General features: G+C 53.4%; 22 protein-coding genes. 15 read left to right on the top strand and 7 right to left on the bottom strand.

Going from position 1 to position 24,945, the window contains the following annotated elements:
- Positions 1–118 precede the first annotated feature (118 nt).
- From clpP to bolA, 3 genes are all read right to left on the bottom strand, one after another.
- Positions 119–742: an ATP-dependent Clp endopeptidase proteolytic subunit ClpP gene (clpP, locus tag VI01_RS01775; protein ID WP_008103933.1), complete on the bottom strand. Its 624-nt coding sequence runs from the start codon at positions 740–742 to the stop codon at positions 119–121.
- 336 nt (positions 743–1,078) lie between these two features.
- Positions 1,079–2,383: a trigger factor gene (tig, locus tag VI01_RS01770; protein ID WP_045813785.1), complete on the bottom strand. Its 1,305-nt coding sequence runs from the start codon at positions 2,381–2,383 to the stop codon at positions 1,079–1,081.
- A gap of 301 nt (positions 2,384–2,684) precedes the next feature.
- Complete coding sequence (gene bolA / locus VI01_RS01765) at positions 2,685–2,999, bottom strand: transcriptional regulator BolA (RefSeq protein ID WP_034828103.1); 315 nt, start codon at positions 2,997–2,999, stop codon at positions 2,685–2,687.
- A gap of 267 nt (positions 3,000–3,266) precedes the next feature.
- On the opposite strand from bolA, the gene VI01_RS01760 reads away from it, so the two are divergent.
- From VI01_RS01760 to VI01_RS01725, 8 genes are all read left to right on the top strand, one after another.
- Entirely contained in the window at positions 3,267–3,845 is a 579-nt protein-coding gene (locus tag VI01_RS01760; RefSeq protein ID WP_034828101.1) for a lipoprotein, read from the top strand.
- Between the two features lie 54 nt (positions 3,846–3,899).
- The gene (gene ampG, locus VI01_RS01755; RefSeq protein WP_045813784.1) at positions 3,900–5,387 is read left to right on the top strand and encodes a muropeptide MFS transporter AmpG; all 1,488 of its coding nucleotides are present in this window, start codon (positions 3,900–3,902) and stop codon (positions 5,385–5,387) included.
- A 440-nt stretch (positions 5,388–5,827) separates the two neighbouring features.
- On the top strand, positions 5,828–6,754 hold the full coding sequence (gene cyoA, locus VI01_RS01750; RefSeq protein WP_034828097.1) for a cytochrome o ubiquinol oxidase subunit II: 927 nt from the start codon (positions 5,828–5,830) through the stop codon (positions 6,752–6,754).
- A gap of 4 nt (positions 6,755–6,758) precedes the next feature.
- Positions 6,759–8,741 carry a cytochrome o ubiquinol oxidase subunit I gene (gene cyoB / locus VI01_RS01745; protein WP_034828096.1) on the top strand — a complete coding sequence of 661 codons (1,983 nt, stop codon included), beginning with the start codon at positions 6,759–6,761 and terminating at the stop codon, positions 8,739–8,741.
- A complete protein-coding gene (locus VI01_RS01740; protein ID WP_038648564.1) occupies positions 8,741–9,355 on the top strand; it encodes a cytochrome o ubiquinol oxidase subunit III in 615 nt (204 codons plus the stop codon). The genes cyoB and VI01_RS01740 overlap by 1 nt, the downstream gene beginning before the upstream one ends.
- Positions 9,355–9,684, top strand: coding sequence for a cytochrome o ubiquinol oxidase subunit IV (locus tag VI01_RS01735; protein ID WP_034828092.1), 330 nt, complete (start codon positions 9,355–9,357; stop codon positions 9,682–9,684). The genes VI01_RS01740 and VI01_RS01735 overlap by 1 nt, the downstream gene beginning before the upstream one ends.
- Before the next feature lie 13 nt (positions 9,685–9,697).
- Positions 9,698–10,585, top strand: coding sequence for a heme o synthase (gene cyoE / locus VI01_RS01730; RefSeq protein ID WP_034828090.1), 888 nt, complete (start codon positions 9,698–9,700; stop codon positions 10,583–10,585).
- 131 nt (positions 10,586–10,716) lie between these two features.
- On the top strand, positions 10,717–12,081 hold the full coding sequence (locus tag VI01_RS01725) for an MFS transporter (RefSeq protein ID WP_034828088.1): 1,365 nt from the start codon (positions 10,717–10,719) through the stop codon (positions 12,079–12,081).
- A gap of 61 nt (positions 12,082–12,142) precedes the next feature.
- Here VI01_RS01725 and adhP read toward each other — a convergent pair whose 3' ends face one another.
- Both adhP and VI01_RS01715 read right to left on the bottom strand, forming a co-directional pair.
- A complete protein-coding gene (gene adhP / locus VI01_RS01720; protein WP_034831060.1) occupies positions 12,143–13,183 on the bottom strand; it encodes an alcohol dehydrogenase AdhP in 1,041 nt (346 codons plus the stop codon).
- A 30-nt stretch (positions 13,184–13,213) separates the two neighbouring features.
- Positions 13,214–14,734: an aldehyde dehydrogenase family protein gene (locus tag VI01_RS01715; protein ID WP_038648573.1), complete on the bottom strand. Its 1,521-nt coding sequence runs from the start codon at positions 14,732–14,734 to the stop codon at positions 13,214–13,216.
- 290 nt (positions 14,735–15,024) lie between these two features.
- Between VI01_RS01715 and VI01_RS01710 the strand changes: the two genes are divergently transcribed.
- On the top strand, positions 15,025–16,797 hold the full coding sequence (locus VI01_RS01710; RefSeq protein ID WP_045813783.1) for a sigma-54-dependent Fis family transcriptional regulator: 1,773 nt from the start codon (positions 15,025–15,027) through the stop codon (positions 16,795–16,797).
- Here the strand turns inward: VI01_RS01710 and VI01_RS01705 are convergent.
- Entirely contained in the window at positions 16,794–17,285 is a 492-nt protein-coding gene (locus VI01_RS01705) for a YajQ family cyclic di-GMP-binding protein (RefSeq protein ID WP_034831052.1), read from the bottom strand. The two genes, VI01_RS01710 and VI01_RS01705, sit on opposite strands and share 4 nt — an antisense overlap.
- A gap of 125 nt (positions 17,286–17,410) precedes the next feature.
- On the opposite strand from VI01_RS01705, the gene panE reads away from it, so the two are divergent.
- Together panE and yajL are read left to right on the top strand one after the other, a co-directional pair.
- Positions 17,411–18,331: a 2-dehydropantoate 2-reductase gene (panE, locus tag VI01_RS01700; protein WP_045813782.1), complete on the top strand. Its 921-nt coding sequence runs from the start codon at positions 17,411–17,413 to the stop codon at positions 18,329–18,331.
- Positions 18,285–18,896 carry a protein deglycase YajL gene (yajL, locus tag VI01_RS01695; protein WP_045813781.1) on the top strand — a complete coding sequence of 204 codons (612 nt, stop codon included), beginning with the start codon at positions 18,285–18,287 and terminating at the stop codon, positions 18,894–18,896. The genes panE and yajL overlap by 47 nt, the downstream gene beginning before the upstream one ends.
- A gap of 169 nt (positions 18,897–19,065) precedes the next feature.
- Here the strand turns inward: yajL and thiI are convergent, their stop codons facing one another.
- Positions 19,066–20,514 (bottom strand): tRNA uracil 4-sulfurtransferase ThiI, encoded by a 1,449-nt coding sequence (gene thiI, locus VI01_RS01690; RefSeq protein WP_045813780.1) that lies wholly within the window; start codon positions 20,512–20,514, stop codon positions 19,066–19,068.
- A gap of 233 nt (positions 20,515–20,747) precedes the next feature.
- Between thiI and xseB the strand changes: the two genes are divergently transcribed.
- The 4 genes from xseB to VI01_RS01670 all read left to right on the top strand — a co-directional run bounded on the left by xseB (position 20,748) and on the right by VI01_RS01670 (position 24,811).
- Entirely contained in the window at positions 20,748–20,990 is a 243-nt protein-coding gene (gene xseB, locus VI01_RS01685; protein WP_034831045.1) for an exodeoxyribonuclease VII small subunit, read from the top strand.
- Positions 20,990–21,889: a (2E,6E)-farnesyl diphosphate synthase gene (ispA, locus tag VI01_RS01680; RefSeq protein ID WP_045813779.1), complete on the top strand. Its 900-nt coding sequence runs from the start codon at positions 20,990–20,992 to the stop codon at positions 21,887–21,889. Before xseB ends, ispA begins: the two co-directional genes overlap by 1 nt.
- 19 nt (positions 21,890–21,908) lie before the next feature.
- Positions 21,909–23,774: a 1-deoxy-D-xylulose-5-phosphate synthase gene (dxs, locus tag VI01_RS01675; protein ID WP_045813778.1), complete on the top strand. Its 1,866-nt coding sequence runs from the start codon at positions 21,909–21,911 to the stop codon at positions 23,772–23,774.
- 62 nt (positions 23,775–23,836) lie between these two features.
- Complete coding sequence (locus VI01_RS01670; RefSeq protein ID WP_045813777.1) at positions 23,837–24,811, top strand: aldo/keto reductase; 975 nt, start codon at positions 23,837–23,839, stop codon at positions 24,809–24,811.
- Positions 24,812–24,945 lie beyond the last annotated feature (134 nt).

The following is a 24,945-nucleotide window of genomic DNA, read 5'->3' as shown; positions in this document are numbered from 1 at the left end:
TCTTTTCGTTCTCAGACCCAATTTGGTGTACGGCACTGGCCGCACATCAACGGCCGATATTCATGCAACTCATCGTGCTGCCCCGTTAACTATAGCGTAAGGGGCAGCCAGATGTGTCTTATTGGCGATGCGTCAGAATAGAATCGACCAAGCCATACTCTACCGCTTCGCTGGCAGAGAGGAAACGATCGCGCTCGGTGTCGCGTTCGATCTCTTCCAGTGATTTGCCAGTGTGTTCAGCCATCAACTCATTCATACGCTGCTTCACTTTCAGAATTTCACGCGCATGGATTTCAATATCCGTCGCCTGGCCCTGGTAACCGCCCAGCGGCTGGTGAATCATGACGCGGGAATTCGGCAGGCAGAAGCGCTTACCTTTGGTACCTGCAGTCAGCAGGAACGCACCCATTGAACAAGCCTGACCCATACAAATGGTGCTGACGTCCGGCTTGATGAATTTCATGGTGTCATAAATCGACATCCCGGCAGTAATCACGCCGCCTGGCGAGTTAATGTAGAGATAAATGTCTTTTTCAGGATTCTCAGCTTCCAGAAACAGCATCTGCGCCACGATCAGGTTGGCCATATGATCTTCAACCTGGCCGGTCAGGAAGATCACACGCTCTTTGAGCAGGCGGGAGTAAATGTCGTATGAACGCTCGCCGCGCGAGGTTTGTTCGACCACCATTGGCACCAGCGCCATGTGCGGTGCAGTAAATTCACGATCGCCACTGTATGACATTACCGTCTCCTGATAAATTTCATTGGCAACATTCTGTACCGATATTACGTGAGGCGCGTCGGGAAAACTATGCGCTGCCCTCTCACTCCGACATAACAGGACGGTTAATCAGCCAGTCTCACTGTTTTCATGCATTCTCCCTGTATCTGGGGATGCTGCCCAGTTGTTTCAAGCATAACAACCTTTTGCCCATTCGCTAACACGGAAAAAGAGCTTAGCGAACAATTTGCCGATTAATTAAGCAAATAGAGGACAATTCTATGCGGTTAATGCCCTAAAACGAAAAAGCCCGCGACTTTTCAGTCGCGGGCTTCGCACTTTCGGTTAACTAACGAATCAGGCCGCTGAGGTCTGGTTCATCAGTTCCTGGAAGTTGGTTGCTTTATCGGTCACTTTGGCTTTTGCCAGTACCGCTTCAACAGCCTGCTCTTCAAGAGCAACGTTGCGCATATTGTTCATCAGCTCGTTGTTCTTGCTGTAGAACTCGATCACTTCCTGCGGATCTTCGTACGCAGAAGCCATCTCTTCGATCAGCGCTTTAACGCGGTCTTCGTCAGCTTTCAGCTCGTTGATGCGAATCACTTCGCCCAGCAGCAGACCAACAACAACGCGACGTTTAGCCTGCTCTTCGAACAGCTCACGTGGCAGCTCGAAAGCTTGCTTCTCGTTGCCACCAAAACGCTGTGCAGCCTGGCGACGCAGCACGTCGATTTCGCTGTCGATCAGTGCCACTGGCACGTCGATGTCGTTGGCTTCAACCAGACCATCAATCGCCTGAGATTTCACGCGGTTACGGATAGCGCCTTTCAGCTCACGATCCATGTTCTTGCGCACTTCTGCACGCAGACCGGCAACTGAACCATCTTCAACGCCAAAGCGTTTGATGAACTCTTCAGTCAGCTCTGGCAGCTCGCGCGTTTCCACTTTCTTCAGCACGATTTCGAACTTCGCATCTTTCCCTTTCAGGGTTTCAGCGTGGTAATCGTCTGGGAATTTCACGTCGATAGTGAAGGTTTCGCCCGCTTTGTGGCCAACAACACCTTCTTCGAAGCCTGGGATCATACGACCCTGGCCCATCGCCAGTACGAAGTCAGACGCTTTGCCGCCTTCGAACTCTTCGCCGTCTACTGAACCGGAGAAGTCGATGGTTGCGCGATCTTCAGCAGTCGCTGCAGAATCGCTTTCTTTCCAGGTCGCCTGCTGCTTCTGCAGGGTTTCCAGCATGGTATCAACGTCAGCATCGGTGACTTCAACCACTGGCTTCTCGACTTCGATAGCATCCAGGCCTTTCAGCTCAACTTCTGGATACACTTCGAACTCAACCGCGTAGGTGAAATCTTCACCTTCTTTGTACTCACCTGGCACGTAGTTTGGTGCGCCAGCTGGGTTGATTTTCTCTTTGATGATGGCGTCAACGAAGTTGCGCGTCATCAGCTCGCCCAGCACGTCCTGGCGAACAGAAGCACCGTAGCGCTGAGAAATGATGTTTGCCGGCACTTTGCCTTTACGGAAACCGTCGATACGGACTTTCTTAGCCACTTCCACCAGTTCTTTCTTCACTGCGCTTTCGATGCTGTCAGCTGCAACAGTAATCGAAATGCGACGGCCCAGACCCTGAGTGGTTTCTACTGAAACTGTCATCTTGTTACCTCAAAAAATCACGTGCTCGGTCAACTTCAGACACCACACATTAAATGCGCCGTATCCAACAATCGGGACGGCCTCTGCAGGCAGAACCTAATCCCTGTCACCAGAAGCGTCCCGAAGACATTCCGGAAAAATAGACGCCGCATTATAGCGGCATCGCTGGAATGAGTCGAGGCTGCAAACTCACCACTTTTTAGCGGTTTTGCTGCTTTTTTGCGCCATGGATCGCGTTTAAGGGTAATAGATGAAAAGAAAACGGCCCGCAGGCCGTTTTGAGAGAGGATGAAGTGTGAACTCAGGCGAGGGTGCCCGCTCCCCGACAGTTAGGTGACGCCAGCACGGTATCTTGCAAGCCATCCCACTCTTTTTGCGTGTAAGTGTGTAGAGCCAGTGCGTGCACGCTCCCTGCTAACTCTTCGGTCAGTTCGCCATAAATGGCGCGATGACGCTGCAGGAATCGCTGGCCGGTAAACACATCGCTGACAATCACCACTTTAAAGTGACTTTCAGAACCAGCGGGCACGTTATGACGATAGCTTTCATCATGCACTTCGAGATGTGCAGGTTCGAACGCCTTACGCAGCTTTTCTTCTATTTGTTCGCGAATCATTGTTAACACTCCTCAACGGCGAGCGCTGTGCCCATCTGTTTAAATATTAGTAGGTTTTTTGGCCAACCCGCAGGCGCGCCGGAAATAATTCCTGATCTGCTGCGCATCTTAGCGGGCTCATTCGTCAGGTCAATGCTGTTGCATGACCGCCTGTCCGAAAAAAGCCTTTACAATCAATTTCCACTGGCACGGGGCTTTTTTCGCCGTCGCGCAATGCTATGATGGCCGCAGTTTTGCAAACCAACCCATATGCTAACGAGAATGAGTATGTTGAAAAAACTGTTATTCCCTCTGCTGGCTGCATTTATTTTGGCCGGCTGTGCCAGCAATAACACCACCCTGAACATTCAGCCTAAGATCCAGCTGCCACAGCAAGATCCTGGTCTGATGGGTGCCACCATCAGCGTTAACGGTGCCGATCAGCGTTCCGATCAGGCTCTGGCAAAAGTGAATCGTGACGGTCAGTTAGTCACCTTAACGCCATCGCGCGATCTGCGTTTCCTGTTACAGGAAGTGCTGGAGAAGCAGATGACAGCACGCGGTTACATGATCGGACCAAACGGTGCGGTTGACCTGCAGATTGTCGTCAATGGTCTTTACGCTGATGTGACACAAGGTAACGTGCGTTACAGCATTACCACCAAAGCTGATATTTCCATCATTGCGACCGCGAAAAACGGTAACAAACAGGTTAAAAATTATCGTCAGACTTACAGCGTAGAAGGCGCATTTACCGCCACTAACGCGAAGATCACCAACGCGGTCAACTCTACCCTGAGCGACGTGATTGCTGATATGGCGCAGGACACCAGCGTTCACGAATTTATTAAACAGAACGCCCGCTAATTCCTCAGCTATTCTGCCCGGTCACCTTTGGCCGGGCATCATTTCAGGTTGGTTATGACTTCTCACTATCTGCGCATTTTCACCCAACGTAATGCAGCCGTATTGCTGCTGCTCGGTTTTGCTTCCGGACTGCCTTTAGCTCTGACAGCCGGGACCTTACAGGCGTGGATGACCGTAGAGAATGTCGATCTGAAAACCATCGGTTTCTTCTCCCTTGTCGGCCAGGCTTACGTGTTTAAGTTCCTGTGGTCGCCGATGATGGATCGCTATACCCCGCCGTTTCTTGGCCGTCGCCGTGGCTGGTTACTGGTTACTCAACTCGCACTGATCGCCGGCATTATCGCCATGGGCTTTATGCAGCCTTCGCGCGATCTGACGCTGCTGGCTGCCCTGGCCGTGCTGGTTGCCTTCTGTTCTGCATCGCAGGATATCGTGTTTGATGCCTGGAAAACCGATGTGCTACCGCCAGAAGAACGGGGCAGCGGTGCCGCGATTACGGTGTTGGGATATCGCCTGGCGATGCTGATTTCAGGCGGGTTGGCGCTATGGCTTGCCGACCGATATCTGGGATGGCAGGCAACCTACTGGTTAATGGCGCTGCTGATGTTGCCAGGTTTGATTGCGACATTGCTGGCCAAAGAGCCCGCGGCACCCGCGCGTGAGCCGCACACCCTGCGTCAGGCCGTTTCGTTCCCGCTCAAAGACTTCTTCCTGCGTAACAATGCCTGGCTGCTGATCACCTTAATCATCCTTTATAAGTTGGGTGATGCTTTTGCTGCGTCGCTCACCACCACCTTCCTGATTCGCGGCGTAGGTTTCAGCGCCGGCGATGTCGGACTGGTGAATAAAACGCTGGGATTGCTGGCAACCATCATTGGTGCGCTGTACGGCGGTGTGCTGATGCAACGCCTGAGTCTGTTCCGTGCCCTGATGATTTTCGGCATTCTTCAGGCGGTTTCCAACTTCGCTTATTGGCTATTGGCCGTGACGCCGCCTAATTTATGGAGCATGGCCAGCGCGGTGTTCATTGAGAATCTTTGCGGAGGGATGGGCACCGCCGCGTTTGTGGCGCTGCTGATGACATTGTGCAATAAGTCGTTTTCCGCAACGCAGTTCGCGCTGCTCTCTGCCCTTTCCGCCGTCGGGCGTGTTTACGTCGGACCCGCAGCGGGATGGCTGGTCGAGCTGTGGGGCTGGCCGACCTTCTATGCTTTCACCGTGTTTGCAGGCGTGCCTGGCTTAATGCTGCTGTGGATTAGCCGCAGCACCCTGCAAGGCATTCAGCAGAGCGGGGAGTTCGTGATGCGAACCCGCTGGCCGCAAGGCTATCGCTGGACAGTGCGTCTGTTCAGCTTCGGTAGTGGCCTGCTGGCACTCTGGTTGGTGATGCTAGCTCTGAATGCCGCTGGCATCTGGCATGTCAACGCGCTGCTGACACCGCTTTTTGAGATGGGTATGGCACTGGCGCTGGTGGCCGTGGCGCTGGGTGTGATTCTGGATTGTCTGGCGTTAAGAAAAAGGCCGGAGAAAAATCTGAGTTAAGTAATGATAATTTGCCAGTCGCTAAATATTTGGCTAAAAAAATAACAATGAACTCATTTTAACGAATAGCATTTTTTTCATCGCGAAAAAGAAACATTAAATTAACAACCCTGGATTATATTTAAATCCGGTGCGCAATTACTTTGTAGAAAACTCATCACCCAAATGCTACACAATTGTTAAATAAATGGGCATTAATAGTACGGTTTATGCTTTCCCTGATTTTTCTGCGGTTTCTATCATTGTTTTTTGTTATATTGACGCCAACTGCTTGTCGCAATTAATAATTTGTCACCCTGCGCAACATCTGTGACACCCTTAGCAAAAGGTGTCAACAGCCTTCTGACACATCCTTAAGCTGGTTTACACTGCATAAACCTTCCCGTAAAATGCGCGCACACTTAAACGACAATAGAGCCCTTTGTCATTGAGGTCGTTAAATGAGACTCAGGAAATACAATAAAAGTTTGGGGATTTTGTCATTAATTGCAGGCGCTGTATTACTCAGTGGCTGTGATAGTGCGTTGTTAAATCCCAAAGGACAGATTGCACTGGAGCAACGTTCGCTGATTCTGACAGCTTTTGGCTTGATGATGATCGTGGTTATCCCGGCAGTCTTCATGGCAGTATTCTTTGCCTGGAAATATCGGGCAACCAATACTAATGCGACTTATAGCCCTAACTGGTCACACTCTAACAAAGTGGAAGCCGTGGTCTGGACGATTCCAATCCTGATCATTATCTTCCTCGGCGTGCTGACCTGGAAATCGACCCACGCACTGGAACCGAGCAAACCGCTGGTTTCTGACGTGAAGCCGGTTGAGATCGATGTGGTTGCGCTGGACTGGAAATGGCTGTTTATCTACCCTGAACAGGGTATTGCAACCGTGAACCAGATTGCCTTCCCGGCAAATACTCCGGTGAACTTCAAGATCACCTCCAACTCCGTAATGAACTCCTTCTTTATTCCTACGCTCGGTAGCCAGATCTACGCCATGGCGGGCATGCAGACTAAACTGCACCTGATCGCCAATGAGCCAGGAACATTCGACGGTATCTCTGCGAACTTCAGTGGTCGCGGTTTCTCTGGCATGAAGTTCAAAGCCATTGCAACCAAAGACGATGCGGAATTCCAGCAGTGGGTGGCTAAAGTTAAAGCAGCACCTAACGCGCTGACCACCATGGATGATTTCGAGAAACTGGCTGCGCCAAGCGAAAATCACCCGGTGGAATATTTCTCAACTGCGAATCCAGAACTGTTCAAGCAGGTTATTGATAAGTTCATGATGAGCCACGGGAAGATGGACATGCCAGAGCACAAAGGCATGGACATGAATCACGCCGCTGCTGCGGGAGCCGAGGAATAATACGATGTTCGGAAAATTAACACTGGATGCAGTGCCATACCACGAACCCATTATCGTGGTTACGGTAGCCGCAATCATCTTAGGTGGTCTGGCACTGGTTGCCGCGATTACTTATTTTGGTAAGTGGCAATACCTGTGGTCAGAATGGTTCACCTCCATTGACCACAAAAAACTGGGTATCATGTACATCATCATGGCTTTCGTCATGCTGCTGCGCGGCTTTGCCGATGCGGTAATGATGCGTACCCAACAAGTGATGGCTTCCGCAGGCGAAGCCGGCATATTACCACCGCACCACTACGACCAGATCTTCACCGCGCACGGCGTGATCATGATCTTCTTCGTGGCGATGCCTTTCGTGGTAGGTCTGATGAACATCGCGGTACCGCTGCAAATCGGTGCACGTGACGTTGCCTTCCCGTTCCTGAACAACCTGAGCTTCTGGTTTACTGCGATCGGTGTGATCCTGGTGAACATCTCTCTGGGTGTGGGCGAGTTCGCACAGACTGGCTGGTTGGCTTATCCACCGCTTTCGGGCGCGGAATACAGTCCTGGCGTCGGGGTCGATTATTGGATCTGGAGTCTCCAGTTATCCGGTATCGGTACGACTCTGACCGGTATCAACTTCTTCGTGACCATTCTGAAGATGCGTGCACCGGGCATGGACCTGTTCAAAATGCCTGTCTTCACCTGGGCATCACTGTGTACTAACGTCCTGATCATCGCTGCGTTCCCGGTTCTGACCGTGACGCTGGCACTGTTGACGCTTGACCGTTACCTCGGCTTCCATTTCTTCACCAATGAAATGGGCGGTAACATGATGATGTACGTCAACCTGATTTGGGTCTGGGGTCACCCGGAAGTATACATCCTCGTTCTGCCGGTATTCGGTGTGTTCGCGGAAGTCACTGCGACCTTCTCCAAAAAGCGTCTGTTCGGTTACACCTCTCTGGTGTGGGCGACCATCGCGATTACCGTTCTGTCGTTCATCGTTTGGCTGCACCACTTCTTCACCATGGGTGCCGGTGCCAACGTTAACGCCTTCTTCGGTATTATGACGATGATCATCGCGATTCCGACCGGCGTGAAAATCTTCAACTGGCTGTTCACCATGTATCAGGGTCGCGTTGAGTTCCACTCAGCGATGCTGTGGACGATTGGCTTCCTGGTCACCTTCTCTATTGGTGGTATGACCGGTGTTCTGCTGGCCGTTCCAGGTGCGGACTTCATTCTGCACAACAGCTTGTTCCTGATTGCTCACTTCCATAACGTGATTATCGGTGGTGTGGTGTTCGGTTGTATGGCTGGCGTGACCTACTGGTTCCCGAAAGCATTCGGCTTCACCCTGAACGAAAAATGGGGTATCCGTGCATTCTGGTTCTGGATCATTGGTTTCTTCGTCGCCTTTATGCCGCTGTACGCACTGGGCTTCATGGGTATGACCCGTCGTATCAGCCAGGACATCGATCCTCAGTTCCACTCACTGCTGGTTGTTGCAGCAGGCGGTGCGGCACTGATTGCATGCGGTATCCTGTGCCAGCTGACTCAGTTCTACGTTTCTGTGCGTGACCGCGACCAGAACCGCGATCTGACCGGTGACCCGTGGGGTGGTCGTACGCTGGAGTGGGCAACCTCTTCACCGCCTCCGTTCTATAACTTTGCTGTTATCCCTGAAATCCACGAGCGCGATGCGTTCTGGGAAATGAAAGAGAAAGGCGAAGCCTATAAGCAACCAGAAAAATATGAAGAAATTCATATGCCGAAAAACAGCGGCGCAGCCCTGATTATCGCAGCCTTCATGACCGTGTTTGGTTTCGCGATGATCTGGCACATCTGGTGGCTGGCTGGCCTTACCTTCCTGGCCACAATTGTGACCTGGATTGTGAAGAGCTTCGACGAAGACGTGGATTACTACGTTCCGGTTGCTGAAGTCGAGCAGATCGAGAAGAAGCACTTTGACGAAATCAGCAAAGCAGGTCTGAAATAATGTCAACTGAAACTGCAAAACACCACCACGACGCCCATGCGGAGCATGGGCATCACGATGCAGGAGCCAATAAAGTCTTTGGCTTCTGGATCTACCTGATGAGTGACTGCATTATCTTCGCAACCCTGTTTGCGACCTATGCAGTTATGGTCAATAACACTGCCGGTGGTCCGGCAGGTAAAGACATCTTTGAACTGCCGTTTGTGCTGGTTGAAACCGCGCTGCTGCTGCTCAGCTCCATTACTTATGGAATGGCAGTGATTGCGATGAACAACCAGAACAAGGGTTCAGTCATCAGCTGGTTGGCTCTGACCTTCCTGTTTGGTGCTGGATTCATCGGCATGGAAATCTATGAATTCCATCACCTGATCCTGGAAGGCTTCGGTCCTGACCGCAGTGGTTTCCTGTCCGCGTTCTTTACGCTGGTCGGTACCCACGGTCTGCACGTGACCTCAGGCCTGATCTGGATGGCAGTGATGATGTTCCAGATTTCTAAACGTGGTCTGACTGCAACTAACCGCACCCGTATCATGTGCCTGAGCTTGTTCTGGCACTTCCTGGATGTGGTTTGGATCTGCGTATTCACCGTTGTCTATCTGATGGGAGCCATGTAATGAGTCATTCAGTTAACGAACATGGCGCTTCTCACGGTAGCGTGAAGTCTTACATGATCGGCTTCATCCTTTCTATCATCCTGACCGGTATTCCGTTCTGGATGGTAATGGATGGCGGCGCATCACACGGCACGATTCTGGGTGTGGTTCTGGTGTGTGCGGTGGTTCAGGTGTTAGTACACCTGGTCTACTTCCTGCACCTGGACAGCAAGTCAGAGGGCGGCTGGAACATGGTGGCGATTGTCTTCTCAGCACTCATTATTTTGATTGTTGTCGTCGGATCACTGTGGATCATGTGGAACCTCAACTACAACATGATGGCCGACTAAAGAGTCACACGTAATGATTAAGCAATACCTGCAAGTAACAAAACCAGGAATTATTTTCGGCAACTTAATTTCTGTGATCGGTGGATTCTTGCTGGCTTCGAAAGGCAGCATTGATTACCCCCTGTTTCTCTATTCACTGGTGGGCGTTTCGCTGGTTGTCGCATCAGGTTGTGTATTCAACAACGTGATTGACCGCGATATCGACATCAAAATGGAGAGAACGCGGAACCGTGTTCTGGTCAAAGGCCTGATCTCGGCGAAAGTAAGCCTGGTTTATGCAACCGCATTGGGTATTGCTGGCTTTGCGTTGCTGTATTTCGGTGCTAACCCGCTGGCCATGTGGCTGGCGGTGATGGGCTTCGTTGTCTATGTGGGCATTTACAGCCTGTATATGAAGCGCAACTCCGTGTATGGCACGCTGATCGGTAGCCTCTCTGGTGCAGCACCGCCAGTGATTGGCTACTGCGCAGTGACCAACCAGTTTGATGCTGGCGCTTTGATCTTGTTGGCTATTTTTAGCCTGTGGCAGATGCCGCACTCGTACGCGATTGCGATTTTCCGCTTCAAAGATTATCAGGCGGCTAACATCCCGGTTCTGCCTGTCGTGAAAGGTATCTCGGTAGCCAAAAATCATATTACGCTGTACATCCTGGCGTTCATGATTGCTACGCTGATGCTGACACTTGGCGGTTACGCGGGCTACAAGTATCTGGTGGTCGCCGCGGCGGTGAGTGTGTGGTGGTTGGGCATGGCGCTTTCAGGTTACAAAACCTCAAACGATAAAGTTTGGGCGCGTAAACTGTTTGTGTTCTCGATTGTCGCTATCACAGCATTGAGCGTGATGATGTCGGTTGATTTTATGACACCGGCCTCTAAAGACCTGCTGACTTACGTCTGGTAATACAGCTCCGCAACACCAGAAAGGGCGCGAATTTCGCGCCCTTTCTTTTTGTTACCACTGCTTAACAACAATTGTTTTACCCGCCCTGCCCTGCTCCTTAAAATGAGTGCAGCAAAATTACAGAGGTTGGAATGAACGATAATAAAATGACGCCAGTAGAGCTTCGGGCTACATGGGGTTTAGGCACAGTTTTTTCCCTGCGCATGCTGGGAATGTTTATGGTCCTGCCGGTACTCACCACGTACGGTATGGCGTTGCAGGGAGCCAGTGAAACCTTAATTGGTCTGGCAATTGGCATCTATGGTCTGGCGCAAGCCGTATTCCAGATTCCGTTTGGTCTGTTGTCCGATCGCGTCGGTCGCAAACCGCTCATTGTTGGCGGGCTGTTAGTGTTCGTGCTGGGCAGTATTATCGCGGCGATGACCACCTCAATCTGGGGCGTGATTCTGGGTCGTGCTTTGCAAGGCTCTGGCGCAATTGCCGCTGCAGTCATGGCGCTACTCTCAGATCTCACTCGCGAACAAAACCGTACTAAAGCGATGGCGTTTATTGGCATTAGTTTCGGTGTGACCTTTGCAATTGCGATGGTGGTAGGCCCAATTGTCACCCATGCTCTGGGGTTGCATGCACTTTTCTGGATGATCGCTATTCTGGCCTCGCTGGGCATTGTTATCACGCTATTGGTGGTGCCGAGCGCACCCAATCACGTGCTTAACCGTGAGTCCGGCATGGTAAAAGCCAGCATTCGTGAAGTGTTAGCCAATCCTAAACTCCTCAAATTAAACATCGGTATTCTTTGCCTGCATATCCTGCTGATGTCGAGTTTTGTGGCTTTGCCGGGCCAGTTTGAACAAGCAGGCTTCCCGGCATCTGAACACTGGAAAGTCTATTTGGTCACCATGCTGGTCGCTTTCGTTCTGGTGGTGCCTTTCATCATCTATGCCGAAGTGAAACGCCGCATGAAGCGCGTTTTTGTTACCTGCGTGGCACTGATCATTATCGCGGAAATCGTACTGTGGGGTGCGGCTGGTCATTTCTGGACGCTGGTGATTGGCGTGCAGCTGTTCTTCCTCGCCTTCAATCTAATGGAAGCCATTCTGCCTTCGCTGATCAGTAAAGAATCACCGCCGGGCTACAAAGGCACAGCGATGGGCATTTACTCCACCAGCCAGTTCATTGGCGTGGCGATTGGCGGCAGCATGGGCGGTTGGATCTTCGGTCACTTTGATGCGCAGACGGTGTTTCTGGTGGGTGCGATTGTGGCGGCAGCCTGGTTGTTTGTGGCGATGTCGATGCAGGAGCCGCCATACGTCAGCAGCCTGCGCATGGTGCTCAGTGATGCCGTATTAGCGGTGCCTAACCTTGAAAAGCGTTTAAAAGCGCAGCCGGGTGTCTCTTCAGTCTTTATCGTGCCGGAAGAGAAAAGTGCTTACATCAAGATCGACAGTAAAGTGACGAGCCGCGTCGAAATTGAAGCGCTGCTCGCCAGCTGTTAGTTAGTCGTCACACACTCTGTGGCGGCGCGATTAACCGCACCGCCACAAACCATCACGCTAATTAAAGCGACATATCAACCACGATGCGCCCTTCAATTTTTCCCGCATGCATACGCGCAAAGATGTCGTTAATGTTGGTCAGCGGTTCAACCGCCACGTTGGCTTTCACTTTATGACGCCCAGCGAAATCCAACGCTTCCTGCAGATCTTTACGCGTACCGACAATTGAACCGCGCACGGTAATGCCGTCCAGCACCATATCAAAGATAGACAGGTCGAATTTGCCCGGTGGCAGACCGTTCAGCACCATAGTACCGCCACGACGCATAGTACCGATCGCCTGCTCAAACGCCTTCGGTGAAACAGCCGTCACCAGCACGCCGTGCGCACCACCGAAGCTTTCCTGGAACACTTTAGCCGGATCGACGTTCTTCGCATTCGCCACCACACTGGCACCGAGACGCTTGGCAAACGCCAGCTTCTCATCATCGATATCCACTGCAGCGACATTCAGTCCCATCGCCACCGCATATTGCACTGCCATATGGCCCAGCCCACCAATACCGGACACCACCACCCAATCACCCGGCTTGGTGTCAGTCATTTTCAGGCCTTTGTACACCGTCACACCCGCACACAGAATCGGCGCGATTTCGTTGTAATCGATGTTTTCCGGAATGATGCCGACATAGTTCGCATCCGCAAGGCAATATTCTGCAAAACTGCCGTTCACCGAATAACCGGCATTCTGCTGTGACAGACACAGGGTTTCCCAGCTATCCAGACAGTGCTCACAGTGGCCGCATGCGGAATAGAGCCAGGGCACGCCCACACGATCGCCCAATTTCAAATGCTTCACACCTTCACCTAGCGCCACTACCTGTCCTACGCCTTCATGGCCGGGAATAAACGGGGGATTGGGTTTAATCGGCCAGTCGCCTTCGGCGGCATGTAAGTCGGTATGGCACACGCCAGTCGCCGCGATTTTCACCAGAATCTGGCCCGGTCCCACTTGCGGTACTGGCACCTGCTCAATCACTAATGGTTCGCCAAAGGCTTTGACAACTGCGGCTTTCATGGTGGTTTTGATTTGCATATTCATCTTTCACTCTCCATTTGATCGGATGCGGACTCAGAACAGGCCCAAAGGCGCGGTGCCATAGCTGACCAGCAGATTTTTGGTTTGTTGGTAGGCGCTGAGCGCCATTTTGTGCGTCTCGCGCCCCACTCCCGACTGCTTATAGCCACCGAAAGCTGCGTGCGCAGGATAGATGTGATAGCAGTTGGTCCAGACGCGACCGGCTTTGATACCACGCCCCATGCGGTACGCCAGATTGGTATCACGCGTCCATACACCCGCGCCGAGGCCAAATTGCGTTTCATTGGCAATCGACAAAGCTTCCGCTTCATCTTTAAAAGTGGTGATGCCAATAACAGGCCCAAAAATCTCTTCCTGGAAACACCGCATCTGGTTGGTGCCTTTGATCAGGGTTGGCTGGATATAGAATCCGTTATCCAGTTCCGCTGCGACGCTGGCACGATCGCCTCCGGTCAGAATTTGCCCTCCTTCGTCGCGCGCGATGTTGATGTAAGACAGGATTTTGTCGAATTGCTGACGGGAAGCCTGAGCACCGATCATGGTGTCGGTATCCAGCGGATCGCCTCGGCGGATATTCGCCACTTTATCCATCACCCGCGCCATAAACGGCTCATAGATGGATTCATGGATCAACGCACGCGACGGACAAGTACAGACTTCGCCCTGATTGAAGAAACCGAGTACCAGCCCTTCCACCGCTTTTTCGATAAAGTCCGATTCACCGTCCATCACATCGGCAAAGTAGATGTTAGGCGACTTGCCGCCCAGCTCGACGGTACAGGGAATGATGTTTTCAGCCGCGCACGCCATGATATGGCGCCCGACCGGTGTTGAGCCGGTGAACGCGATTTTGGCGATACGTTTGCTGGTGGCCAGCGCTTCACCGGCTTCCCGGCCAAAGCCCTGCACCACGTTAAGCACGCCGGCCGGGAAAAGATCGCCGATCAGCTCCATCAACAGCGTGATGGCCAGTGGCGTTTGCTCAGCCGGTTTCAGCACCACGCAGTTACCGGCTGCCAGCGCCGGAGCCAGTTTCCATGCCGCCATTAACAGCGGGAAGTTCCATGGGATGATTTGCCCAACCACACCTAGCGGCTCATGGAAGTGATAAGCCACCGTGGTTTCATCAATTTCGGCGGTGCTGCCTTCCTGTGCACGCAGACAACCGGCGAAGTAGCGGAAATGATCCACCGCCAGCGGCAGGTCGGCATTGAGCGTTTCGCGGATCGGTTTGCCGTTGTCCCAGCTCTCCGCCACAGACAACATTTCAATATTTTGTTCAATGCAGTCGGCCACCTGCAGCAGCAGATTGGCCCGATGTTGCACGCTGGTTTTTCCCCAGGCGTCAGCGGCCTGATGAGCAGCGTCCAGTGCTAAATCGATATCCCGCGCGTCAGAACGCGGAAACTGCGCAATATCGCTGCCATCAACAGGCGAGGTGTTCGTAAAATACTGGCCGCTGAGCGGCTCTGTGAATTTGCCCGCAATAAAATTGCCGTAGGTCGCTTTAAAAGTGACCAAAGCGCCGGGCGTGCCGGGATGTGCATAACGCATCGCAAACTCCTTCGTGTAGGGTCGTTTATTGTTAGCTGGCAGCGGCAACCTGTGGGTCAACAGATTGAACAGCCCGCTGCCTAATAAGCTATTGCAGCGGGCGTGCCAGTTTTTTTCAGCTTGCGAATTTTCGAAAAATCGTTTTATCTATCATTGATTTATAAAACTAATAGCCCTTTTAAACGCGCGGGTTCTGCCACCAAAATCCTCATCTGTGTTGCGTATCGCAACACCGCAGAAACCAAGTCGCTACAATGCTGCAACACTTTCGCTTAGGCATGAGGTTACCAATGCAGGGAAATTCAGCCGCGTCTGCCGTGAATACCAACCCGCTGTTAAGCGACTCCTGGTTTCGTAGCCAGCTGTATGGTCTCGACCGCACCGCCGATGATTTTCCTCGCGTCCGCCAGGGTGAGCTGGCTGATGTGCTGGCCAGTAATGCCGGGCTACAACAGTTCGCCCAGCCGGTGATCAAACAGCTGGCGCAGAAACTGGCGGAAAAACAATCTGTGGTGATCCTTTCGGATGCCACCGGTTTGGTGCTGAACACCTTTGGCGACATGCAATCGATGGAGAAAGCGCAGCGATTTGCACTCGCCCCCGGCAATTTGTGGAGCGAATGCGGGCGCGGTACCAATGCAATTGGCACTGCACTGGCGATTGACGATGGCTGTGAAATTGAAGGCCAGCAGCATTTTCTCACCTTGAATCAGGGGCTGTACTGCGCCGCCATGCCGTTGCAGATGCCCAACGGTCAGATTGCGGGCGTGCTGGATATCTCTGGCCCAGCGCACTTCCCGCATCCGCAAACGTTTCAGTGGGTCAAAGCCGCCGCTAAACAGATCGAGTATTTGTGGGTTAAGCAAAGCCTGCATCCCCAACAATGGTTGATGAGCCTGCACGTTGAGCCGCACGGCATAGATACCAGTGACGAGCTGCTGCTGGTGTTCTCCGATAATGTGCTCACCGCCGCAAACCGCCTGGCGATGCGTGAACTCAATCTCACCACCGAGCAGTTGGGCACCCTGACATTCCAGCAGCTGTTTGATCAACTGGAACAGCAGGCCAACACCATTCCTCTCCCGATTCATTTTGCCCGGCAGCATTACTACTTCCGCCTGCGGGCACCGCACCGTACGCATTTCGCCACACCGAGCGAACCCGCCGCCGATCTCCCCTTCTCGTTGGGTCGTGATGGCGAGAAAATGGTGCGTCTGATGAATGCCGGTGTGTCGTTGTGCATTCACGGTGAAACCGGCAGCGGTAAAGAGTATGTCAGCCGTGCGCTGCATCAGCAGAGCCGCTGGCGCGAGGGCAAATTCGTCGCCATCAATTGCGCTGCCATTCCGGAAGCGTTGATTGAATCAGAGCTATTTGGTTATCAGCCTGGCGCCTTTACCGGAGCCAGCAAAAATGGCTACATCGGTAAAATCCGCGAGGCGGATGGTGGCGTGCTGTTTCTTGATGAAATTGGAGATATGCCGCTGGCGCTACAAACCCGTTTGCTGCGCGTGTTGCAAGAAAAAGAGGTCGCGCCGCTCGGTTCCAGTCGCAGCTGGCCGGTGAATTTTGCTGTGATCTGCGCAACGCACCGTGATTTGGCGCAGCGTGTGGCCGAGGGCGAGTTCCGCGAGGATCTTCTCTATCGCTTGCAGGAATTTTCCATGACCATCCCGCCGTTGCGTGCCTGGCCAGATATCGAAGACTTTATTGGTCGGTTATGGATTGAGTTGGGCGGCGCAGATCGCGATATTCAGCTTTCTCCCGCCTTGCTGGCATCGCTGGCACAATTGCCATGGCCCGGCAACGTGCGGCAGTTACGCAGTTTATTGCGGGTACTGTTAGCGCTCGCCGATGAAGGCGAAGAAGTCACTGATGTGCATTTGCCAGCCGAATATCGCCGAGTAGCGGCGGTGCCAGTGGAAGATAAGCAGAGCCATGATGAGCGGCTGATTAGCGAAACGCTCCAACGCTTCAATGGCAATATCAGTAAAGCGGCGGAGGCATTAGGTGTCGCGCGCAGCACGCTCTATCGTCGTGCCGCACGCGACAAACGCGATTAGTCGCGGAAGTTCTTGAACTGGAAGGGCTGGCCCAGGTTGCCACCGCGCACCAGCGCCATCGCACCCTGCAAATCGTCACGTGATTTACCGGTCACGCGCAGCTCTTCACCCTGAATCTGCGTTTGCACTTTCAGCTTGCTGTCTTTAATCAGCTTCACCAGCTTTTTAGCGATATCGCTTTCGATACCCTTTTTCAGCTTGGCTTCTACGCTCCAGCTTTTACCGCTGTGAATGATCTCTTCTGGCACTTCAATCGCTGCGCCTTCAATGCCGCGTTTCAGCAGCTTTTCACGCAAAATATCCACCAGCTGTTTAACCTGGAAATCAGATTCGCTGGTGATTTTGATGGTCTCATTCTTTTCGTTGAGCTCAATGCTGGCGCTCACGTTGCGGAAATCGAAACGGGTTGAGATCTCACGGCTGGCATTCTCCACCGCATTACGCACTTCCGGCAGTTCGACTTCGGAAACGATATCGAAAGATGGCATCTTTTCTTCTCCTGATACTAAAGTGACATGCATAATACGCGTCTTATGGCGCTAATTAAACACGATATGCGGAAAGCTATACTTAACCATGTCGTGAAATTGAGAACCCGTCAGCGGGAGGCAAAATGAAAATTACCGTGTTGGGTTGTGGCGCCCTGGGTCAAATTTGGCTCGCCGCGCTCGCACGTCAGGGACATGAGGTTCAGGGCTGGTTGCGCGTGCCGCAGCCCTATTGCTCGGTGAACGTGATTGATCCGCAAGGACAGGTCAGCAATCACACGTTTATCGCCAACGATCCGCTGTTTCTTGCCGAAAGCCAGCTGTTGCTGGTGACACTGAAAGCGCCACAGGTTTCCCCAGCAGTCAAAAACCTGCAAAGCATCCTGCCTGCTCATGCTGCCATTTTGTTATTGCACAATGGCATGGGCACGCTGGAAGAGCTGAAGGAGTTACAGCAACCGCTGCTGCGCGGCATTACCACCCACGCGGCGATGCGCGATGGCACGGTGATCAAACACGTCGCGCAGGGCATCACACATATCGGTCCCACCGGACGTGATAGCGCCGCGATGAGCGATATCGCCGATATCCTGCACCAGGCTCTGCCGGACGTGGCCTGGCATGACAACATTGCTTCTGCCAGCTGGCGCAAACTGGCGGTGAACTGCGTGATTAATCCGCTTACCGTTGAACACGATTGCCAGAACGGTGCCCTGCGCGCCTGGCCGCAGCAGATTGCCACGCTGTGTGAAGAGATTGCCTGGGTCATGGAGCGTGAAGGTCAGCACATTGCGGTCGATAACCTGCGCGACATCATCTATGACGTCATCGACAGCACCGCAGCGAATACCTCCTCAATGTTGCAGGATGTGCGCGCACAGCGCCTGACAGAAATTGATTACATCACCGGCTACCTGCTGCGCCGCGCTCGCGCGCAGGGCATTGCGCTGCCGGAGAACACCCGTTTGTACGATCTGATTAAACGCAAGGAGTCCCAATATGAGCGCGACCGCATCGGTTCTGGTTTGCCTGGCACATGGCAGTGAAGAGATTGAAGCTGTCACCACTATCGACCTGCTGGTCCGCGCGGGCTTAAGCGTCACCATCGCCAGTGTTGAAAGCGATGGCACGCGCGAAATTATCTGCTCGCGCGGCGTGCGCCTGCTGGCCGATGCGCCACTGGTTGAAGTGGCGGATAACGACTATGACGCCGTGGTGCTGCCCGGTGGCCTGAAAGGTGCGGAGACGTTCCGTGACAGCCCATTGCTGGTGGAAACCGTGCGCCAGTTTCACCTCGCAGGAAAAATCGTTGCCGCGATTTGTGCTGCCCCCGGCACGGTGCTGATCCCGCACGATCTGTTCCCTGTGGGCAATATGACGGGCTTTCCTGGCTTGCGTGACACCATTCCCGATAAGCACTGGATGGATCGCCGCGTAGTATGGGATCCGCGCGTCAATCTGTTATCCAGCCAGGGGCCAGGCACTTCGATTGATTTTGCGCTGAAGCTGATTGATCTGCTGGTGGATAAGGAGAAAGCGCGTGAAGTTGCATCACAGCTGGTATTAGCGGCGGGGATTTATAACTATCAGGAATTTGAAGAGCGCGAATAACCGCGTTGTGATGGGGTAAAACGCCTATTTAGCAGCGTATTTCAACAGGCATTGCGGTTTAACGGCCCCCCGCGATTCAACACAGTCCCGATGATTTAGCGGACCTCTTAGCGACGCGATTCATCGCCTACATAGGCGATGAACCGCGTCGTTACCAGATTTATCACCGTTACGGGCGATAAACCTTCACGTTTTTAAAGCCTTGCTCATGCAGATACAGCGCCTGTAAACGGCTCATCACACCGCGATCGCAATACAGCAACCAGGTTTTGTTCTGATCGAGATCGCCAAACTGAGTGCTCAGTTTGTAGAACGGCAGGGATTTGACTTCAACGCCTTCCAGCGCCAGCGGTGATGCTTCTTGTTCATCCACAGAGCGGATATCCAGCACCACATCATCTGCGGTGAACGAGACCACCGTCTCCACTTCCACCACTTCTTCCTGTGCCTTCTCCGCAATCTCGCGGATATCGACGTTGCTGGCTTCCTGCACCATGCGATTGAGGATCTCGAAATCGAAGTTTTGCTCTTCCGCTTCGATCTTCGCTTTCACCGCTTTTACCGTTGGGCTTTTCGAAATCACACCGCAGTATTCCGGCATGGTTTTGGCAAAGTCTTCGGTGCCGATGTGGCGTGCCAAATCAATGATGTGCTCTTTGTCATGCGAGATAAGCGGACGCAGGATAAGGGTATCCGAAGCGCTATCAATCAAACGCAGGTTGGTCAGCGTCTGGCTCGAGACCTGCCCCAGCGCTTCACCCGTCACCAGGGCCTGCACGCCGTAGCGCTCAGCAACCATGGACGCCGCACGCACCATCATGCGTTTCAGCACCACGCCCATCTGACCATCATCGACTTTCTCAAGAATTTCACCGACAACCGGCTCGAAGTTGATCGCCACAAAGCGTACGCGATGCGAACGACCAAAACGTTGCCACAGGTAATGCGCGACCTGACGGACGCCGATTTCATGCGCGGCACCGCCGAGGTTGAAGAAGCAGTAGTGCACGCGGCAACCACGACGCATCAGCATATAGCTGGAGACGCCGGAGTCGAAGCCACCAGAAATCAGCGACAGCACATCTTCTTGTGTCCCGATGGGGAAACCACCCTGCCCTTCATATCGGCCGGTGATCAGCAGCAGACGATCGTCTTCAATCTCGAGATTGACCGTCACATCAGGATTTTTCAATTGTACACGTGCGGACTCAATGTGCTGATTGAGCCCGCCACCCACGTAACGCTCGACCTCAATCGAGCTGAAGCTGTGTTTGCCACGACGCTTTACACGCACGCAGAAACTTTTCCCTTCCAGGCGCTCACGATTCAGAGCCAGCGTCTGCTCAAAGATATCGTGCATATCGGTATAAGGCTGATCCTCAACCTCCAGTACATGGTGAATACCGGGAATACGCGTGAGCTCATCAATAACGACGGTACGCAGCGCTTCTTTTTTAGCGCGTACTTCAATATGGTCCCAGTGACGCACCACGGCGATTTCGTCGTCGACAGTACGCAGGGTATTGCGGATGTTGCCGGTCAGGATCTTGATAAAGCGCAGACGCACCGACTGACTTTTGATGGTGATTTCAGGGAAGAGCTTAATGATAAACTTCATGGCGACACAGCTTCGTTGGGCAAATAAGTGCTAAAACCATCGGCACTTAACTGGTAAAATCATATAATTACGGGTAACGCAGAGGCGCCCGCATCCGAGGCGCAAAAGTATACCACCTTTGTCAGATGACCGCTTCTGCAACCGCAATCACATTCATTATTTTGCTAATTAATCCTCGTCGGCTACCATGACCGATTGCAAGATGATTCCTAACCTGTGAGTCGACACTGATTATGCCGAAAAAAGCCGAAGCGCCAGCCAGTTTTGAAAGCGCATTACAGCAGCTGGAACAAATCGTTAGCCGTCTGGAAAGTGGCGAACTGCCACTGGAAGAAGCATTGAACGAATTTGAACGCGGCGTACAGCTGGCACGCACCGGTCAGCAAACCCTGCAGCAGGCTGAACAGCGCGTGCAGATCCTGCTCAGCGACGATAAAGATGCCGCGCTAGCCCCGTTCACGCCGGAAAATGACTGATGGATTTCGCCAAATTACTCAACGCGTATCACGAACGCGTCAATCTGGCGTTGACACGCTTAATAGATCCACTTCCTTTTCAGAGTTCTCCTCTGGTGCAATCCATGCAATATGGGGCACTATTAGGCGGTAAGCGTCTGCGTCCGTTTTTGGTTTACGCCACGGGCGAGATGTTAAAGGCCGAGACGGCCAGCCTGGATGCGCCGGCCGCTGCCGTAGAGTGCATTCATGCTTACTCTCTGATTCATGATGATCTGCCCGCGATGGATGACGATGCATTACGCCGCGGACAGCCAACCTGCCATATAAAATATGGTGAAGACACAGCGATTCTCGCAGGTGATGCGTTGCAAACCCTGGCGTTTTCGATTCTGGCCGATGAGCCTATGCCCGGCGTCAGCCCGCAAGCGCGCATTGCGATGATTTCAGAACTGGCCCAGGCCAGCGGTGTGGCAGGCATGTGCGGAGGCCAGGCACTGGATTTGGCCGCCGAAGGCAAGCAAATCGACCTCGCTCAGCTGGAGCAGATTCATCGTCATAAAACCGGCGCATTGATTCGTGCTGCGGTGCGTCTTGGCGCACTGACCGCAGGTGAACGTGGCCGTGCGGCACTTCCGGTTCTGGATACCTACGCCAACGCCATCGGACTGGCGTTCCAGGTGCAGGATGACATTCTTGATGTGGTGGGCGATACCGCGGTGCTGGGCAAAACCCAGGGCGCGGATCAGGCATTGGGTAAGAGCACTTACCCGGCCTTGATGGGGCTGGAAAATGCCCGTCGTAAAGCATGGGATCTTTATCAGGAAGCACTGGGTGCGTTAGAGATTCTGGCGGCGCAGTCTTATAACACCACCGCATTACAAGCACTGGCAAGCTTCATAATTGAACGCGATAAATAACTTTCATAATGAGTCTCTGATGAGTTTTGATATTGCAAAATACCCGACACTGGCGTTAGCAAGCACGGTTCAGGAATTACGTTTATTACCGAAAGAAAAACTTCCGGTACTGTGTGACGAACTGCGTCAGTATCTGCTGGATAGCGTGAGCCGGTCTTCCGGCCACTTTGCTTCGGGTCTGGGCGTCGTCGAGCTAACAGTCGCGCTGCATTATGTTTATAACACCCCGTTTGACCATCTGGTGTGGGACGTTGGCCATCAGGCCTATCCGCATAAGATTCTGACCGGGCGCCGCGATCGAATCGGCACCATCCGCCAGAAAAATGGCCTGCATCCGTTCCCGTGGCGCGGCGAGAGTGAATATGACGTGCTGAGCGTCGGTCACTCCTCGACCTCAATCAGCGCTGGTCTGGGGATGGCGGTTGCCGCCGAACGCGAAGGTAAAGGCCGTCGTACTGCCTGCATCATCGGCGACGGCGCCATCACCGCCGGTATGGCGTTTGAAGCCATGAACCACGCAGGCGACATCAAGCCTGACATGTTGGTGATCCTCAACGACAACGAGATGTCGATCTCGGAGAACGTCGGCGCACTCAACAATCGTCTGGCCCAGATTCTCTCCGGTAAAACCTACTCACGTCTGCGCGAAGGCGGCAAGCGTGTGTTGGGCGGCCTGCCGCCGATCAAAGAGCTGGTGAAGCGCACCGAAGAGCACCTGAAAGGCATGGTGGTACCCGGCACGCTGTTTGAAGAGCTGGGCTTCAACTACATTGGTCCGGTTGATGGACACGATGTCCTGACGCTGGTGAGCACGCTGAAGAACATGCGCGACCTGAAAGGCCCGCAGTTCCTGCACATCATGACCAAAAAGGGCAAAGGCTACGCGCCTGCCGAGCAGGATCCCATCGCCTGGCATGCGGTACCGAAGTTCGATCCGGCCAGCGGTTCTCTGCCAAAAAGCGCGCCAGGCCTGCCGAGCTACTCGAAAATTTTCGGTAGCTGGCTGAGCGAAATGGCTGCTGACGATCCGCGTTTAATGGCGGTGACGCCGGCGATGCGCGAAGGTTCTGGCATGGTCAGCTACTCTCGTGACTATCCGCAACAGTACTTTGACGTGGCGATTGCTGAACAGCATGCGGTGACCTTTGCTGCAGGTATGGCGATTGGCGGCTACAAGCCGGTGGTGGCGATTTACTCCACCTTCTTGCAGCGTGCTTACGATCAGCTGATCCACGATGTGGCGATCCAGAAACTGCCGGTGCTGTTCGCTATCGATCGCGGCGGCATTGTGGGCGCCGATGGGCAAACACATCAGGGCGCATTTGATATCGCCTTCCTGCGCTGTGTGCCCGAAATGGTGATCATGACGCCAAGCGACGAAAACGAATGCCGCCAGATGCTCTACACCGGCTATCACTATCAGGCTGGTCCGAGTGCGGTGCGCTATCCGCGCGGCACGGGCACCGGCGCCACGCTGGAGCCGCTCGCCAGCCTGCCGCTGGGCAAAGGTATTGTGAAGCGCCGTGGTGAAAAGCTGGCGATCCTTAACTTCGGTACGCTGTTGCCTGAAGCCCAGGCCGTAGCTGAAGCGCTTAACGCCACGCTGGTGGATATGCGTTTCGTGAAGCCACTGGATGAAGCCTTGATTGCCGAACTGGCCACCAGCCATGATTCACTGGTGACGCTGGAAGAAGGTGCCATCAAAGGCGGAGCCGGCAGCGGCGTCAATGAATACGTGATGGCAAAACGCCTGCGTGTTCATGTGCTGAACCTGGGTCTGCCAGACGAGTTTATTCCGCAGGGCACGCAGGAAGAAGTTCGTCAGGATTATCAGCTGGATGCCGCTGGTATTCAGCAACAAATCACTGACTGGCTGGCGCAGTAATCCCCTCCCCGCTCCTGCTGCTATGCTTAGGGCATTCCTAACGCATAAGAGCAGGAGCTCCCATGAAAACCATTCGTTTAGGCCAGACCGACTTACAGGTTTCGCGTCTCTGTTTAGGCTGCATGACTTACGGCGATCCGATGCGCGGCAATCACGCATGGACCCTGCCCGAAGAGAGCAGTCGACCGCTGATCAAGCAAGCGCTGGACGCGGGCATCAACTTTTTCGACACCGCCAACAGCTACTCCGATGGCAGCAGTGAAGAGATCGTCGGGCGTGCGCTGAAAGATTTCGCCCAACGCGATCAGGTCGTGGTGGCCACCAAAGTCTATTTCCCGCTCAGCAACCTTTCTCAGGGGCTGTCACGCAACAACATCCTGCAGTCCATCGACGACAGCCTGACGCGTCTCGGCATGGAGTATGTCGACCTGCTGCAGATTCACCGCTGGGATTACGACACGCCGATTGAAGAGACGCTTGAGGCGCTGAATGAGGTGGTGAAATCGGGTAAAGCGCGCTACATCGGCGCTTCTTCGATGCATGCTGCACAGTTTGCTCAGGCGCTGGATCTGCAAAAACAGAATGGCTGGGCACGTTTTGTCAGTATGCAGGATCAGTACAACCTGATTCAGCGTGAAGAAGAGAACGAGATGCACCCGCTGTGTGAACGTGAAGGTATCGCGGTGCTGCCGTGGAGCCCGCTGGCGCGCGGTAAACTGACGCGTCCATGGGGTGAAACCACCGCACGCTCGGTATCGGATAACGTCATGGAAAAACTTTATACCGGTACCGAAGAGAATGATGCGGCGATTGCAGAGCGTCTGGCGACCATTGCCGCCGATAAAGGCGTGACGCGTGCACAAGTGGCGCTGGCGTGGCTGCTGCATAAACCCGTGGTCACAGCACCGATTATCGGTGCATCACGCGAGCAGCAGTTTGCAGAGTTGGTGAAAGCGGTGGATGTGGAGTTGAGTTCAACGGATATCGCTGAACTGGAAACGGTGTATCAACCGCATCCAGTGGTGGGATTCGAGTAATTATTGAACCGGGTCGCCATAAACGGCGACCCTACCATGTTGAGTGCGCACATTGGGTAATCCGTAGAGTGCACATTCTCAGCCATATTGGGCAAACCGAAAGATGCACATTCACAGCGACATTGGGTAATCCG

Source organism: Pantoea sp. SM3 (genome assembly GCF_000963995.1).
GTDB lineage: Bacteria > Pseudomonadota > Gammaproteobacteria > Enterobacterales > Enterobacteriaceae > Pantoea > Pantoea rwandensis_B.
Note: the sequence above shows the minus strand (reverse complement) of the source record. Positions and strands in the feature narration are given on the sequence as shown.